The organism is Adlercreutzia sp. ZJ473 (genome assembly GCF_013185065.1).
GTDB lineage: Bacteria > Actinomycetota > Coriobacteriia > Coriobacteriales > Eggerthellaceae > CAAEEV01.
In genome coordinates this window covers 64,359-78,758 of sequence record NZ_JAAVTO010000002.1, presented here as the reverse complement: position 1 = coordinate 78,758, position 14,400 = coordinate 64,359, and the positions used below count along the sequence as shown (strand labels likewise).

The 14,400-nt window shown below is 68.4% G+C and carries 10 protein-coding genes; 7 read left to right on the top strand and 3 right to left on the bottom strand.

Going from position 1 to position 14,400, the window contains the following annotated elements:
* Positions 1 to 13 precede the first annotated feature (13 nt).
* On the bottom strand, positions 14 to 433 hold the full coding sequence (locus HRL41_RS00905; protein ID WP_172135096.1) for a peptide deformylase: 420 nt from the start codon (positions 431 to 433) through the stop codon (positions 14 to 16).
* A 211-nt stretch (positions 434 to 644) separates the two neighbouring features.
* Here HRL41_RS00905 and bfr point away from each other — a divergent pair, with 211 nt between their 5' ends.
* The 7 genes from bfr (at position 645) to HRL41_RS00870 (ending at position 9,832) form a co-directional block, all read left to right on the top strand.
* Positions 645 to 1,115, top strand: a complete 471-nt coding sequence (gene bfr, locus HRL41_RS00900; RefSeq protein WP_165170146.1) for a bacterioferritin — start codon at positions 645 to 647, stop codon at positions 1,113 to 1,115.
* Between the two features lie 142 nt (positions 1,116 to 1,257).
* Positions 1,258 to 2,727 (top strand): aldehyde dehydrogenase, encoded by a 1,470-nt coding sequence (locus HRL41_RS00895; protein ID WP_253904617.1) that lies wholly within the window; start codon positions 1,258 to 1,260, stop codon positions 2,725 to 2,727.
* A gap of 86 nt (positions 2,728 to 2,813) precedes the next feature.
* Complete coding sequence (locus HRL41_RS00890; RefSeq protein WP_172135095.1) at positions 2,814 to 3,689, top strand: TIGR02452 family protein; 876 nt, start codon at positions 2,814 to 2,816, stop codon at positions 3,687 to 3,689.
* A gap of 8 nt (positions 3,690 to 3,697) precedes the next feature.
* A complete protein-coding gene (locus HRL41_RS00885) occupies positions 3,698 to 4,741 on the top strand; it encodes an RsmB/NOP family class I SAM-dependent RNA methyltransferase (RefSeq protein ID WP_172135094.1) in 1,044 nt (347 codons plus the stop codon).
* Positions 4,742 to 4,919: 178 nt separating this feature from the next.
* Positions 4,920 to 6,872, top strand: a complete 1,953-nt coding sequence (locus tag HRL41_RS00880) for a fructose-1,6-bisphosphatase (RefSeq protein WP_172135093.1) — start codon at positions 4,920 to 4,922, stop codon at positions 6,870 to 6,872.
* A 2-nt stretch (positions 6,873 to 6,874) separates the two neighbouring features.
* Positions 6,875 to 7,843: a BadF/BadG/BcrA/BcrD ATPase family protein gene (locus tag HRL41_RS00875; RefSeq protein WP_172135092.1), complete on the top strand. Its 969-nt coding sequence runs from the start codon at positions 6,875 to 6,877 to the stop codon at positions 7,841 to 7,843.
* A gap of 111 nt (positions 7,844 to 7,954) precedes the next feature.
* Entirely contained in the window at positions 7,955 to 9,832 is a 1,878-nt protein-coding gene (locus tag HRL41_RS00870) for an ABC transporter ATP-binding protein (RefSeq protein WP_172135091.1), read from the top strand.
* A 104-nt stretch (positions 9,833 to 9,936) separates the two neighbouring features.
* Here the strand turns inward: HRL41_RS00870 and HRL41_RS00865 are convergent, their stop codons facing one another.
* Together HRL41_RS00865 and HRL41_RS00860 are read right to left on the bottom strand one after the other, a co-directional pair.
* Positions 9,937 to 10,527, bottom strand: a complete 591-nt coding sequence (locus HRL41_RS00865) for a TIGR00730 family Rossman fold protein (protein WP_165170134.1) — start codon at positions 10,525 to 10,527, stop codon at positions 9,937 to 9,939.
* Positions 10,528 to 10,747: 220 nt separating this feature from the next.
* Positions 10,748 to 13,579: an EAL domain-containing protein gene (locus HRL41_RS00860; RefSeq protein WP_172135090.1), complete on the bottom strand. Its 2,832-nt coding sequence runs from the start codon at positions 13,577 to 13,579 to the stop codon at positions 10,748 to 10,750.
* Positions 13,580 to 14,400: the final 821 nt, after the last annotated feature.

Below are 14,400 nucleotides of genomic sequence, written 5' to 3'. Positions count from 1 at the left end.
CCTTCGGGCTCCCCTAGATCAGCTTGCCCTTGCAGTGGTCGATCAGATGCTGGATGACCTGCGCCGTCCAGCCCTCGAACCTCCTCTTGCGCTCAACGAGCTCGCCGTCGACGAGCTCCTGGTAAGCCACCTGGATGCGCGCGAAGCGCGTCACCTTCTTCTCCTCCTCGCGCGACAGGCACGCCTCGATGGCCTTGAACGGCGCCAGCCCCTGCTTGAGGACGGGGTTGTACATCACGTGCGGGTTGTCGTCGTCGTCCAGGTACGCGACGACCGCCTTCGTCTCGCCGATCTGGTTGGCGGCCAGACCCGCCGCGTCCTCGAGCGAGACGAGCGTCTCCACCAGGTCCTGGGCTACGGACGCGTCATCCGCCGTCGCCTTCTCGCACGCCTGCGACAGAATCGCCTCGTCCTTCACGATCTCCTTGATCACCGCATTCTCCTTCTGGCCGGAAACGTTACGCGTCCCATGATACCGCATGGCGTCGGGAGGGTGGCAAGACGGCAACGGCAGCCCCCGCGGGCCGCGCGAGCTGCGCGGGCGCCCCTAAGATGGCAGGCAAGCCCCACGGCGCGCGGACGGCCGGCCCCTGTCGGCAGCCCGCGGCCGAGCCGCACCCGCACCCGATTGAAGGAGCCTTGCCATGAAGGGAAACCAGAAGCTCATCGACACGCTGAACGACCTGCTCGCCGACGAGCTCACCGCCATCAACCAGTACATGCTGCACGCCGAGATGTGCGAGGACTGGGGATACGCCCAGCTCCACGAGGAGTACGAGCGCCGCGCCATCACCGAGATGCGCCACGCCGAGAAGCTCATGGCGCGCATCCTGTTCCTGGAGGGCACGCCCGTCGTGTCGAAGCTCAACAAGATGACCATCGGCGCCACCGTGCCCGAGCAGGTGGACAACGACCACGAGCTCGAGCTGGAGACGGTGCGCCGCTACAACGAGGCCATCGTGCTCGCCGGCGAGGTGCTCGACTACGCCACGCGCGACATGCTCACCGAGATCCTTTCCGACGAGGACCGCCACGTCGACGAGATCGAGGAGCTGCAGGACCAGATCGAGCAGATGTCGCTGCAGATCTTCCTCTCCACCAAGACGCAGGGGTAGCGCGCAGCGGCGCTCGGCCGAGCACTTGACAGGCTCCCTCGCGCGCCCGATATTGTCATTCAGACGATACAGCCCCTAGCGCCGCCGGACGCTTCCCAAGGCGTCCGGCGGCCTTCCGCGCTCACCACGAGGGAGGCCGCCCATGAACCCGCTCGCATCCGCCTTGCGCCGCACCCGCCAGGCGAGGACCTGCTTGGCCGCGCCCGTCCCTCCCTGCCGCAAGCGCACCGCGCAGGCGCCCGGCGACATCGGAAGCGTCATGGAGCGCCAGCGCGCCTTCTTCGCCACCGGAGCGACCATCGACGTCGACTTCCGCCTGCGCGCGCTCAAGCGCCTCGACGAGGCCATCCGCTCGCACGAGGCCGAGATCAAGTCCGCCCTGCGGCAGGATCTGGGGAAGTCGTCCTTCGAGGGGTACCTGTGCGAGATCGGCCTCACCCTCTCCGAGCTCGGCTACCAGACCTCCCACCTGAGGCGGTGGGCGCGCCCGCGCCACGTGCTGCCCGACCTGGCGAACTTCCCCTCGAGCTACCGCGTCGTGCCCGAGCCCTACGGCGTGACGCTCGTGATGTCGCCGTGGAACTACCCGTTCATGCTCGCGCTCGAGCCGCTCATCGGCGCCGTCGCGGCGGGCAACTGCTGCGTGGTGAAGCCGAGCGCCTACTCGCCCGCCACCTCCGCGCTGATCGCCCGCATCCTGCGCGAGACGTTCGAGCCGGGGCACGTCGACGTGGTGCTCGGCGGACGCGCCGAGAACGCCGAGCTCTTGGAGCAGCGCTTCGACTACATCTTCTTCACCGGCTCGGTCGAGGTCGGCAAGCTCGTGCAGCAGAAGGCCGCGCGTCACCTCACGCCCGTGACGCTCGAGCTCGGCGGGAAGAGCCCGTGCGTGATCGCGCGCGACGCCGACCTCGACGTGGCCGCGACGCGCGTGGCGTTCGGCAAGTGGCTCAACGTCGGGCAGACCTGCGTGGCGCCTGACTACGTGCTCGTCGACGAGGCCGTGGAGATGGAGTTCGCCGAGAAGCTGGCCGCGGCCGCGGCGCGCATGTACGGCGCCGACGCCTTGGGCAACCCCGACTACGGGCACCTGGTGAACGAGAAGCACTTCAAGCGCGTGAGCAGCCTCATCGACCCCGCCAAGGTGGTGTACGGCGGGCGCGTGAGCCCTGAGACGCTGCAGGTCGAGCCCACCATCATGATGGGGTGCTCAGGCGACGACCCCGCCATGCAGCAGGAGATCTTCGGACCGGTGCTGCCCATCATCAGCGTGAGGTCCATGGACGAGGCCGAGGCGTTCGTCAAGGGCCGCGAGAAGCCCCTCGCGCTCTACCTGTTCACGCGCGACAAGCAGCTCGAAAGGCGCTTCCTGGGCCACGTGCCCTTCGGCGGCGGCTGCGTGAACGACACCATCGTCCATCTGGCCACGAGCCGCATGGGCTTCGGCGGCGTGGGTGCCTCCGGCATGGGCGCCTACCACGGCCGCCGCAGCTTCGAGACGTTCAGCCACCTGAAGAGCGTGCTCAAGAAGGGCACCTGGTGCGACCTGCCCCTGCGCTACCAGCCCTACTCCGCGGCCAAGCTGAGCCTCGTCCGCCTGTTTTTGCGCTAGGGAGCACCGCGCGTCGAACACGGCGGGCGCCCAAGTGGGATATGATGGGGCCGTCCACATCCGAGGTCCACTCTCAAGGAGGCATCATGGCAGACAGGGACGAGCGTCGCGAGCAGGCGGCCAAGCACAACGCGCTCATGAAGGGCGCGTTCGCGAGCGAGACGGCGGCGTGCGCCGCGGCGGCGACGATCTACGAGGAGGGCGCGGGCCGCACGCTCGAGCTGGGCGAGGCGCCCTTCGACGCCACCGAGACGCGCGTCACCACCGCGTTCGCGCCCGAGGCCCTCTACCGCCAGGGCGCGGGCAAGACGGCCGTGGTCGACCCGGCGGCCTTCACGCGCCCCGGCGGCGCCTACGAGGACGGCGCGTTCGGCCCCGAGCAGATCCTGTGCGCCGCGAGCAACCTCTACCAGGTGCTCTGCGAGGTCAAGGGCCTCTACCACGACAAGAACCGCGACTACCGCCGCGGCGGGCTGTTCACCGACCGCGCGGCGTACCTGCCCGACGTGGCGTTCTCGCGCGACGGCAGCATCCGCAAGGCGGACGTGATCGTCATCCCCGAGCCGCTGCGCGCCCGCGCCCTCGAGAACCACCGCTCCGAGCGCGAGTGCGACCGCGCGCTGGCCGACCGCGTCGAGACGATCATGCGCATCGCCGCCGCGAACGGGTGCGAGACGCTCATCGTGGGCGCGTTCGGCTGCGGGCGCCTCGGCTACCCCGCCGAGCAGGTGACGTCGCTGTTCAGCGCATGGATCGAGGCGCACCCCGGCGCCGTCGCGCGCGTGGTGTTCGCCGTGCCGCGCGCGGCCTTCGACGCGTTCGACGCGGCTTTCGGGAAGTCCGCGCGCGAGGAGGCCGCAGCCGCGGCGGCGCAGGCCGCCCGGGCGAGCGCGGAGGACGAGGACGCCGACGAGTTCGACTGGCGCAGCGTCGAGCTCCCCGAGGGCGTCACGATCCGCTAGGGCGCGCCGTGGGCACGACCGAAGCGCAGGAGCGCGCAGAGGCGCTCGGGCTTCCCCCCGAGCTGCTCGCGCGCCTTGCCAGCCACTACGAACCCGAAGTCACGGACGACATCATCGCCGGGTACGCCGCCTCGCGCGCGTGCACGCTGCGCGCCAACACGCTGAAGGCCTCGCCTGCGGAGGTGGCCGCGGAGCTTGACGCGGCGGGCATCGCCTGGCGCGCGCCCGCCTTCTACGCCGACGCCTTCGTCACGGACGCGGGCAGCGAGCCCGCCCTGCGCGCGCTTGACGCCTACGCGCAGGGGAAGGTCTACCTGCAGAGCCTCTCGGCCATGCTGCCGCCGCTCGCGCTCGACCCGCGTCCGGGCGAGAACATCCTCGACATGGCGGCCGCGCCCGGCGGCAAGACCTGCCAGACGGCCGCGCTCTCAGGCGGCAAGGCGCTGATCACCGCCTGCGAGAAGAACGCCGTGCGCGCCCAGAAGCTGCGCCACAACCTCGAGAAGCAGGGCGTCGCCCGCTGCAACGTGATGGAGTGCGACGCGCGCAAGCTCGACGAGTTCTTCACCTTCGACAAGGTGCTGCTCGACGCGCCCTGCTCGGGCTCGGGCACGGTGTCGCTGGCAGGCGGCGCCTACTGCGGCGGGTTCTCGGGCGAGCTGCTCGAGCGCAGCGTGAAGACGCAGCGGGCGCTGCTGCGCAAGGCGTTCGAGACGGTGCGCCCCGGCGGCATCGTGGTGTACGCCACGTGCTCGATACTGCCCGAGGAGAACGAGCTGCTCATCGAGAGCGTGCTCAACCCCTCGAAGGACGAGCTGGCAGGCGCGCCGCGCGGCGGCAGGCGCGGGCGCGGCAGGCGCGGGCGCGGCAAGCGCCGCGGCGGCGAGAGGCAGCGTCCCGCCAAGCCCGTGAACGCCGAGGTGGTCCCGCTGCCGGACGGGCTGCTCGAAGGCGTGCCGCTCTTGCCCTGCGCGCTCGAGGGGGCGGCGTGCGTGAGGCCCACCGAGCTCTACGAGGGGTTCTTCGTAGCGGTCCTGAAGCGCCTGAGCTAGGCGCTCCGTCCGCCCCCACCTGCGCGTTCGTGCCGCGCGCCGCCGGTTTCCGCCTGCGGCCCCATGCGGCGGCGCGCGCTTCGCTACAATAGCGCCAACCCAGCCCGCGGCGGGCGCGCCGCCGCGGGAAAGCGAGCACTTGCGCAGGCCCGGCCCGCGCGCAACCCGAAGGAGCATCATGGACGCAAGCGAAACCCGATACCTGGAACTGCTCTCCCGCCTGTTCCCCTCCGAGGCGAAGGCATCGGCTGAGATCATCAACTTGAGCGCGGTCTTGAGCCTGCCGAAGGGCACCGAGATCTTCGCCTCCGACATCCATGGCGAGTTCGAGGCGTTCTCGCACCTTCTGAAGAACGGCTCGGGCTCCATCCGCCTCAAGATCGACGACACCTTCGGCGACGAGCTCTCCTTCGCCGAGAAGCGCTCGCTCGCCACGCTCATCTACTACCCGCGCGAGAAGATGGACCTCGTCCTGCCGCAGGTGCAGGACGAGCGCGCCTGGTTCTCCACCACCATCCTGCGGCTCGTCGAGGTGTGCAAGCAGGCGTCGGGCAAGTACACGCGCTCGAAGGTGCGCCGCGCGCTGCCCCCCGAGTTCGCCTACATCATCGAAGAGCTCATGACGGAGAACAACTACGCCGTGAAGCGCGAGGCGTACTACGCCGACATCATCGACGCGGTGATGCGCACGGGCCGCGCGCGGGCGCTCGTGGAGGCGCTGTGCCTGCTCATCCAGCGGCTGGCCATCGACCATCTGCACATCGTGGGCGACATCTACGACCGCGGGCCCTACCCGCACACCATCCTGGACACGCTGGCCGGCTTCCACTCGGTGGACATCCAGTGGGGCAACCACGACATCGTGTGGATGGGCGCCTCGCTCGGGCAGCGCGGCTGCATCGCGCACGTGGTGCGCAACTGCGCGCGCTACGGCAACCTCTCCATCCTCGAGGACGCCTACGGCATCAACATCCTGCCGCTCGCCGGGTTCGCGCAGCGCGCCTACGCCGACGACCCCTGCGTGGCGTTCGGCCTCAAGGGCAACCCGCAGCTCACCGAGCGCGAGCACGTGGTGAACGTGAAGATCCAGAAGGCCATGGCCGTCATCCAGTTCAAAGTGGAGGGCCAGCTCATCGACGAGAACCCGAGCTTCGGGCTTGAGGACCGCAAGCTCCTGGACAAGATCGACTACGAGCGCGGCACCGTGCTCCTCGACGGCGTGGAGTACGAGCTCACCGACAAGGTGTTCCCCACCATCGACCCGGCCGACCCCTACCGCCTCACGCCCGAGGAGGAGAACGTCATGCGGCGGCTCGAGCAGACGTTCGTCGGCTGCGAGAAGCTGCAGCGCCACATGCGCTTCCTCTTGGAGGCAGGCAGCCTCTACAAGATCTACAACTCCAACCTGCTGTTCCACGCGTGCGTCCCGCTCAACCCCGACGGCTCGCTCATGAAGGTCGACGTGTTCGGCGAGAAGCTCGCCGGCCGCGCGCTCTACGACGCGCTCGAGCACCACGTGCGCGAGGCGTTCTTCAGCTCAGACGAGGCGGCGCGCACGCGCGGGCGCGACCTTCTGTGGTGGATGTGGCTCTCGCCCGGCTCGCCTTTGTTCGCGAAGAGCAAGATGGCCACGTTCGAGCTGTACCTGATCGCCGACAAGGCCGCGCGCAAGGAGGTGAAGAACCCGTTCTACACGCTGCTCAACGACGAGCACGTGATCGCGGGCATCTTCGAGGACTTCGGGATGGACCCCGCCACGTCGCGCATCGTGTGCGGGCACGTGCCGGTGAAGGTGAAGGACGGCGAGGACCCGGTGAAGTGCGGCGGGCGCGTGCTCACCATCGACGGCGGGTTCTCGAAGGCGTACCAGCCCACCACCGGCATCGCGGGCTACACGCTGATCTCGAACTCCTACGGCTTCGTGCTCGCCGCGCACGAGCCGCTCGAGTCGACGCGCGCCGCCGTGGAGAACGAGCTCGACATCCACTCGTCGCGCCACGTGGTCGAGCGCGTGGAGGAGCGCACGCGCGTGGCCGACACCGACACGGGCGCGAAGCTGAAGGCCCAGATCGCCGACTTGGAGCGCCTGCTCGAGGCGTACCGGCGCGGCCTGATCCCCGAGCGGGGCTAGGCTTGGGAGCGGCGCGCGGCCTCCTGCTGGCCGTCGACGGGGGCGGCAGCTCGACGGAGCTCTTGCTGGTCGACGCAGGGGGAGCCGAGCTCGCGCGCTTCCAGGTGGGCTCGACGAGCTTCAAGTCGGTGGGGCCGGATGCCGCGCGAGCCGAGATCAGCGCGGGCGTGAGGCGGCTGCGCCGCGAGCTCGACGTGCGCGGGGCGGCGCTTGGGGACGTGCGCGGCGTGTGGGGGCTGTCGGGGTGCGACTCGGCGGCCGACGCGGCGGCGTACCGAAGCGCGCTGGCCGCCTGCGGGCTCGACCTTGCGCGCCACCACGTCTGCAACGACGCGCTGCTCGCGCTGCGCACGGTCGCGGACGGCGCCGGCGTGGTGGTGGTAGCGGGCACGGGCTCGGTGGCGCTCGGCGTCGACGCGGACGGCGCGGTGGCGCGGCGCGTCGGCGGCTGGGGCTACCAGGTGAGCGACCTGGGGTCGGGCTGCTGGGCGGGCGCGGCGCTTCTGCGCGAGGCGCTTTTGCGCGAGGACGGCTGCCGCGAGGACGACCCCGCGTTCGCGCTGGTGAGGCGCGCGCTTGCGCCCGAGGGCGCGGACTCATCCTGCAGCATGGGCGAGGCGGCCGCGCGCCTCGTGCGCTCCGACGAGATCGCCGCGTTCGCGCGCATCGCGCTCGAGTGCGCCCCATCGCCTGTCTGCGAGGACATCCGCCGCCAGGCCGCGCGCTACCTCGCCGGCTACGCCGCCTCCCTCGTGCGCGCCCTCTCCGAGCACGGCGACGCCGCGGCGATCGTGGCCCTCGCGGACGGCCTCTTTCGCAACGAGCGCTTCCGCAGCCTGGTTGTCGCCGAGATCCTCGCGCGCACGTCCCTGCTCGCAGATGACATCCGCCACATCAGCGCCTCCCCCGCCGAGGGAGGCATCCGCATGGCCCGCGCCTGGGCGCGCGGCGGCCGGCCGCCCCTCGGCTAGGAGCGGAGCGAGGCGACGGGGGCGCGGCGGGGTGGCCCGGGCGGCGTGCGGAGCGCAGCATCGGCTTGGCAAACGCTCTATAATCATGCCGAGACACGAAAGGACCTCCGCATGAGCAAACGCACCGCCCCCGCTGCGTCTGGCGCGCCCGCGAACGCCGCGCCCGCCAGCAACGCCGCCACCACCGCATCCCCCTCCCCCGCGCGCGTGCCCGCCGCGCCCTCGACCACGCGGCGCACGCTGCACTACTTCTGGCAGATCACGCGCTCGCACCTGGGGCTCTTCGTGGCGCTGCAGCTCTCCACGTTCGCCTACGTGGCGCTCCTGTCCTACGGCAACCCCTTCGTCATGAGCCTCGTGGTCGACCGCGTGAGCGCGAGCCCCGTGGCGCCCGACCAGGTCGTCAGCGTGTTCGCGCCCTACGTCGCGGCGCTCGTCGCCATCAACGTGCTCGGCCAGACAGCCAGCAAGCTGCAGGACTACACGCTCTACAAGCTCGAGATCGCCGCGAGCTACGACCTCTCGACGCTCTGCTTCGACGCGCTGTGCAACCAGTCGATGTCGTTCCACTCCAACCGCTTCGGCGGCACGCTCGTGAGCCAGACCACCAAGTTCCTCTCCGCCTACAACCTGGTGCTCGAGAACCTGAACTTCCCGTTCATGCCCGTGTTCTGCTCCATCGTGTTCACCTGCGGCATCCTGGCGCCGCGCGTGCCCGCCTACGTGGTCATCCTCATGGTGCTGCTCGTGGTGTACGCCGTCGTGTCGTACCGCATGTACAAGCGCATCCTCACGCTGAACGAGAAGGCCGCCAGCGCCCAGAACCAGCTCTCCGGCGAGCTGTCCGACTCGGTGGCGAACATCCTGGCCGTGAAGACCTACGGGCGCGAAGACTACGAGCGCGGGCTGTTCGACCAGTTCAACCGCGAGGTGGTGAAGCGCGACTCCAAGCGCATGCGCGCCAGCCTCACGCGCGGCATCATCACGGCCGCCATCACCGTGGTCATCATGAGCGTGGTGGCGGTATTCATCGCCGGCGGCAACGCGTGGTTCGGCATCACGCCCGGCACGCTCGTGATGATGTTCACCTACACCTACACCATCACGAACCAGTTTAACTTCATCAACAACGGCCTGCAGCGCTTCAACCGCGCGTTCGGCGACGCGAGCGGCATGACGCTCGTGCTCGACGAGCCGCGCCTGGTGGCCGACGTCCCCGGCGCGCCCGACCTCGAGGTGCGCGAAGGCGCCATCGACTTCGAGGGCATCGGGTTCCACTACGCCGACGGCAACGCGAAGACCACGGTGTTCGACGGCTTCAACCTGCACATCCCCGCCGGCCAGCGCGTGGGGCTCGTGGGCATGTCGGGCGCGGGGAAGACCACGCTCACCAAGCTCCTGCTGCGGCTGGCCGACATCCAGGAAGGCGCCATCCTCATCGACGGGCAGAACGTCGCCGAGACCACCCAGCAGTCGCTGCGCCGCCAGATCGCCTACGTGCCGCAGGAGGCGCTGCTGTTCCACCGCACCATCGCCGAGAACATCGCCTACGGGCGGCCCGACGCCACGCGCGAGGAGATCCGCGAGGCGGCGCGGCTCGCCAACGCGCTCGAGTTCATCGAGAAGCTGCCGCAGGGCTTCGACACCGTCACGGGCGAGCGCGGCGTGAAGCTCTCGGGTGGGCAGCGCCAGCGCGTCGCCATCGCCCGCGCGCTGCTGGCTGACTGCCCCGTGCTCGTGCTCGACGAGGCCACGAGCGCGCTGGACTCCGAGAGCGAGCGGCTCGTGCAGGACGCGCTCGCCACGCTCATGAAGGGGCGCACGTGCATCGTGGTGGCGCATCGCCTGTCCACGGTGGCGAGCCTCGACCGCATCGTGGTCCTGGCCGACGGGAAGGTGGCCGAGGACGGCCCGCACGGAAGCCTCATCGAGGCCGGCGGCGCCTACGCGCACCTCTGGAGCCGCCAGACCGGCGCCTACCTTGAGTAAGGCGGCGGGACGCAAAAGCGCTCGCGTGTCCGCGCGGCGGGAGCCGCCGGATGCTGCGAAGCGGCAGGAGCCGCCCAGACGCTGCGAAGCGCCCGAGGACCGCCTCAGCGCGGCGAGATGAGCTCGCTTGCCGTGACGAGGCGCTGCGCGGGGCAGCTCTGCCCGTGCTCGATGCTCGCCGTCAGGTCGTCCATGCTTGCGGGGAAGTGGAAGCGCTCCATGTCGGACTGCTCGATGAAGCCCTGCGCGAGCATGTTCTCAAGCAGCGCCCGCAGCGGGTCGTAGAAGCCGTCGAGGTTGAGGAGGTAGCACTCGGCAGGCCCGAGCCCCAGTCGGATGCGCGACATGATCTCGGATATCTCCTCGAGCGTGCCCACGCCGCCAGGGATGGCGACGAACGCCTCGCCCAGCTCGATCATCTTCGCCTTGCGCTCGCCCATCGTCTCCACTTCGAAGAGCTCCGTCAGGTCGTGCTGCGCGACGCCCGCCTCGATGAAGAAGCGCGGCTCGACCCCGTACACCTCGCCGCCGCCGTCCAGCACGGCGCGCGACACGATGCCCATGAGCCCCACCGAGCTGCCGCCGTACACCAGCGCATGGCCGTGCCGTGCAATCCATGCGCCCAGCTCACGCGCACATTCGGCAAAGCGGGCGTTAGCCCCGCCGTTCGACCCGCAGTATACGACAACGTTCATGGCAGCTCCTTCGAAAGCCTCTTCACGCAAGTGCGGCCGCGCCCCGGGCGCAGCCGCGTTCGCCGCGCCCCGGGCGCAGCCGCGTTCGTCACGCACAAGCGAGCACGCGCCTCGGACGCGAGCGCGCCGACGTCTCGGCGCAGCCGCGCGCCCCGCGCGCAAGCACGGCCGCGATTCCATCCCGAAGCATCCTAGCAGACATCGGCGCGAGCGTGGGCGCCTAATCCCCTCGGCCTGCGCGGCAGATCTCCGCAAGGCCCTCGATCGGGGTGGGCTTGCTGGCGTAGTAGCCCTGGTAGCAGTCGCCCCCCAGCGAGGTGATCAGCTCGCACTGCTCCTGCGTCTCGATGCCCTCCACGCAGGTGCGCAGGCCCGCCTTCCGGGCGCTTTGCACGATGGTCTCCATCAGCGTCAGGCCCTGCTTGCTCTCGAGGGCGCCCAGGAGGAACACGCGGTCCACCTTCAGCTCGTCAACGGGGAGCTGAAGCAGCAGCGCCAAGGAGGACATGCCCGTCCCGAAGTCGTCGAGGGCGATGGTGATGCCGCGTGAGCGGAAGAACCGCAGCTCGTCCTCGAGGAACTCCGGGTCCATGCGGCGGCACCGCTCCGTGAGCTCCAGGCAGAGGTTCTCGGACGGGCAGCCCTCTTCCGCGAGGATGCTCAGGACGTCCTCGCGGAAGCCGCCGTGCTTCAGCTGCGTGTCCGCGACGTTGACGTTCAGGATGAAGCTCGGGTCTGCCTGGCGCAAAGGCGCGGTCTCCCGTATCGCCTGGCGGATGATCCAGTTCCCCACCGGGATGAAGGCGGGGTCGTTCTCCAGCCAGGGAATGAAGCTGTCCGGGGAGACCACGCCGTAGGGCTCCTGCCTCCAGCGCAGCAGCGCCTCCGCGCCGATCACCTTCCCCGTGGAGAAGGACACGATGGGCTGGTAGCACAGGAAGAAGTTCCGGCAGCCCTCCATGGCGCTGCGGTGGATCTCCGCGTGCAGCTGGATGTTCTCGACGTTGAGCATCTGGCGGACGTCCTCGCTGAAGACCAGCTCGGTGCTGTGGTTCTCCAGGGACTGCTCCGCAGCGTAGATCAGGCTGCTGCGCACGAGCTGCTCGTTGAGGGGGTGACGGGGGTCGATCTGCACCGCGCCGCCGTATATCCGCAGGGGAACCCGCAGGTTGTCGATCTGGATCTCGTTTTCCGCCACGTGGCGAAGCTGCTGGAAGAACTTCCGCGCCTCGTCTTGGTCGGCGTCGTTCAGGTAGAAGGCGAACCTCGCCCCCTCCAGGCGGAACACCTGTCCCCTGCCCGCGACGAGCCCCTGGAGCTCGATGCCGAAGAGACGCAGGATCTGGTTTCCGCCCTCATGGCCGTACATGGCGTTGGCATGGCGGAAGTTGTCGACTCCCACCTTGACCACGCAGGCGCAGAGCCGCTCTTCGATCAGGCGGTGGATGCTCTTGGCGAACTCCGCGTTGGCGTGCAGGCCGGTGATGGGGTCCACGTCGTCGACGATGCCGTGGTTGATGATCGTGCCCGCGAACAGGTCAGGCTCAGCGCCCTCCCCCTTCAGCACCATGCCCCTGCAGGTGCAGACGACGTACTCCCCCAAGCGGTTCTTCACCCGGTACTCCAGGTTGTGGACCTGGCTGTGCCCGCTGAAGACCGACGTGATGTCGTCGTGGTACATCTGCCGGTCCTGCGGATGGATGAGGGACTCCCAGATCGTCCCCGCGTCGAACATGTACTCGCCCGGCAGGTTGAAATACTGCACCGCGCCCAAAGACCAGCGGGACACCCCGGTGCTCATGTTGCAGAGGTAGATGTAGCTGCGCTCCGAGGTGCTGGAGAAGGCCGCGAACGTTCGGTTCGCCAACCCGGTTGTGTCAAGCTCCTCCGAAGCCGGCTTCTGCTCCTTGGCCAGCATTTGCTCGGGAGACGGCCGATGCTCCTTGAGCGCAGAGCGCGGGATGGGGCCGTGCTTGATCTTGCTCCGCTCCTTGTTTTGGTACATGGCGGAAGTCGCTGCCTGCTCGGCAACGCGAACGCTTTCCCGAGAGGGGTCAAAGCAGACGTACCCCAGGGAGACGCGCGGGAAGCGCGGGTCCGCCGCGCGGCGCTCCTCCATGGCGGCGTGGAACTGCTCGTTGAGCGCCTCCATGGAGCCCTCGTCTACGTCGAGGATCACGCAGAACTCGTCACCTTCTATCCGGCAGCACTTGCCATGCCGTCCGTAGACCTTGCGGATGGTGCTCCCGATCGTCCGAAGGCACTCATCCCCGTAGTCGCGCCCGAACTCGTCGTTGACGGTCCTGAAGAAGTCCACGTTGAGCAGCTGGATGATCGCGGGCTTCCGCAGCCGCGCCAGCAGGTTCTCGCAGCTGGCGTGGTTGAGCAGCATCGTCTTGCCGTCTAGGCGCTGGAGCATGTCGTTGTAGAAGATGTAGACGAGCGTGATGACGATCGCAACCGTGAGCCAGGCGGTCTTGACGTCCCTGTCCAGCTGGTTCGCAACCACGCCGAGCAGCAGGAAGCCCAGTATCAAAAGGAGCATCGCCCTGTTCTTGCCCTGGCGCTGGCGGCTGACGCGATACCCCGCCCGCAGCACGTGGACGGCGCCGCCCAGGTAGACCACGACGTAGATCCAGTAGAACGGGCCGTGGAGGAACACGCCGTCAGCGTCCACGTAGTAGATGAACCCTCCGAAGGCCGACAGGATCTCCAAGCCGGCGTGGACGACCAGGATGCCGAGGGGCCACCTGTCCTTCAGGGGCACGTCCGCGGTCTGCCGCAGGACCTCCGCGCACAGGAACGGAACGACGGGCGCCATCGAGAGCTCTACCATCTTCGTCCACACGACGACCTCTCGGTACTCCCCTCCGAACAGAGCGGCCACGCTCCCCGACCACTCTGCGACGATGCCGAGGGCGACGCTGGAGAAGAGCAGCAGAAACTGCCCCTTCTTGCCTTTGGGGAACATGTCGTTCGCGTTCGCCATGAACGCGAGGAGCGCCATGAGGAGCACGACCTCCAGAACGATCACGGTGTAGAAATCCAGCATGACAGCATCACCTCAGCACCCTTATGCCCCCACCATGAGCAGACAGCGCGACGAGGAATGCTCTCCCTCGCTCGCTCGGCCTGCTCATTGGATAGGCAGCAACTCCCAAGCCTCTTTCGAGCTGCGCTTAGCAACGTCGTTTTGAGTGAGCCGCGTCTATGTTTTTTTCGCAGTAGATTTTCATGCGGAAACCTTTTGCTCTTGTTCTTGTGGGTCACATGATAGACCAACTGGAGCGCGAGAGAACCCGAAGGCAACGCGGAAGGGGTCCCGGAAACGCCGACTGGCACGCCGTGAAAACCGCGTCCCCCCCCCTCACGCCTTTCAACCGCCCATTCGCGCCTCTCGCGCCGGGGAGATGCGGACAGGCCAACCCGGATAGAACGATCACACTCGAAGCCCTTCGAGCACATCTGGGCGACACGAGGCAGCACGAGATGACACAAGTCTGCTGGACAGGACTGCCGAGCGGGGGCTCATCATCGATAGTTTTTATGGCAGGGATTTCTGCGGACTGCCCGGCACGCACCATCGTACAATCAGCTAGCCGGCAAGGTTCGACGTGGGCGGCGCTTCTGAAAGGAGGTGATCGCCTATGATCGAGAAAGCTCTTTTCATAATGGCCGCTATCGCGGCCATCGGGGAGTTCATCCTCGATGCGTGGAAAGAATGGAGTTCACGATCGAATGACAAGGGTAAGAAAAGGGGGCGGTAGTTCGCGCTACCGCCCTCAAATCCACTACCCGCGCCGCCCGTAGCAGCTTAACCAACACGGGCCTTGCCGGCTACCCGCATTGTAGCACCCCGAAGCCTCCGCTGTC

Coding starts and splice junctions, on each gene's coding strand:
- bfr (WP_165170146.1), top strand. CDS start 645: ATGAAGGGAAACCAGAAGCTCATCGACACGCTGAACGACCTGCTCGCC.
- HRL41_RS00895 (WP_253904617.1), top strand. CDS start 1,258: ATGAACCCGCTCGCATCCGCCTTGCGCCGCACCCGCCAGGCGAGGACC.
- HRL41_RS00890 (WP_172135095.1), top strand. CDS start 2,814: ATGGCAGACAGGGACGAGCGTCGCGAGCAGGCGGCCAAGCACAACGCG.
- HRL41_RS00880 (WP_172135093.1), top strand. CDS start 4,920: ATGGACGCAAGCGAAACCCGATACCTGGAACTGCTCTCCCGCCTGTTC.
- HRL41_RS00870 (WP_172135091.1), top strand. CDS start 7,955: ATGAGCAAACGCACCGCCCCCGCTGCGTCTGGCGCGCCCGCGAACGCC.
- HRL41_RS00865 (WP_165170134.1), bottom strand. CDS start 10,527: ATGAACGTTGTCGTATACTGCGGGTCGAACGGCGGGGCTAACGCCCGC.
- HRL41_RS00860 (WP_172135090.1), bottom strand. CDS start 13,579: ATGCTGGATTTCTACACCGTGATCGTTCTGGAGGTCGTGCTCCTCATG.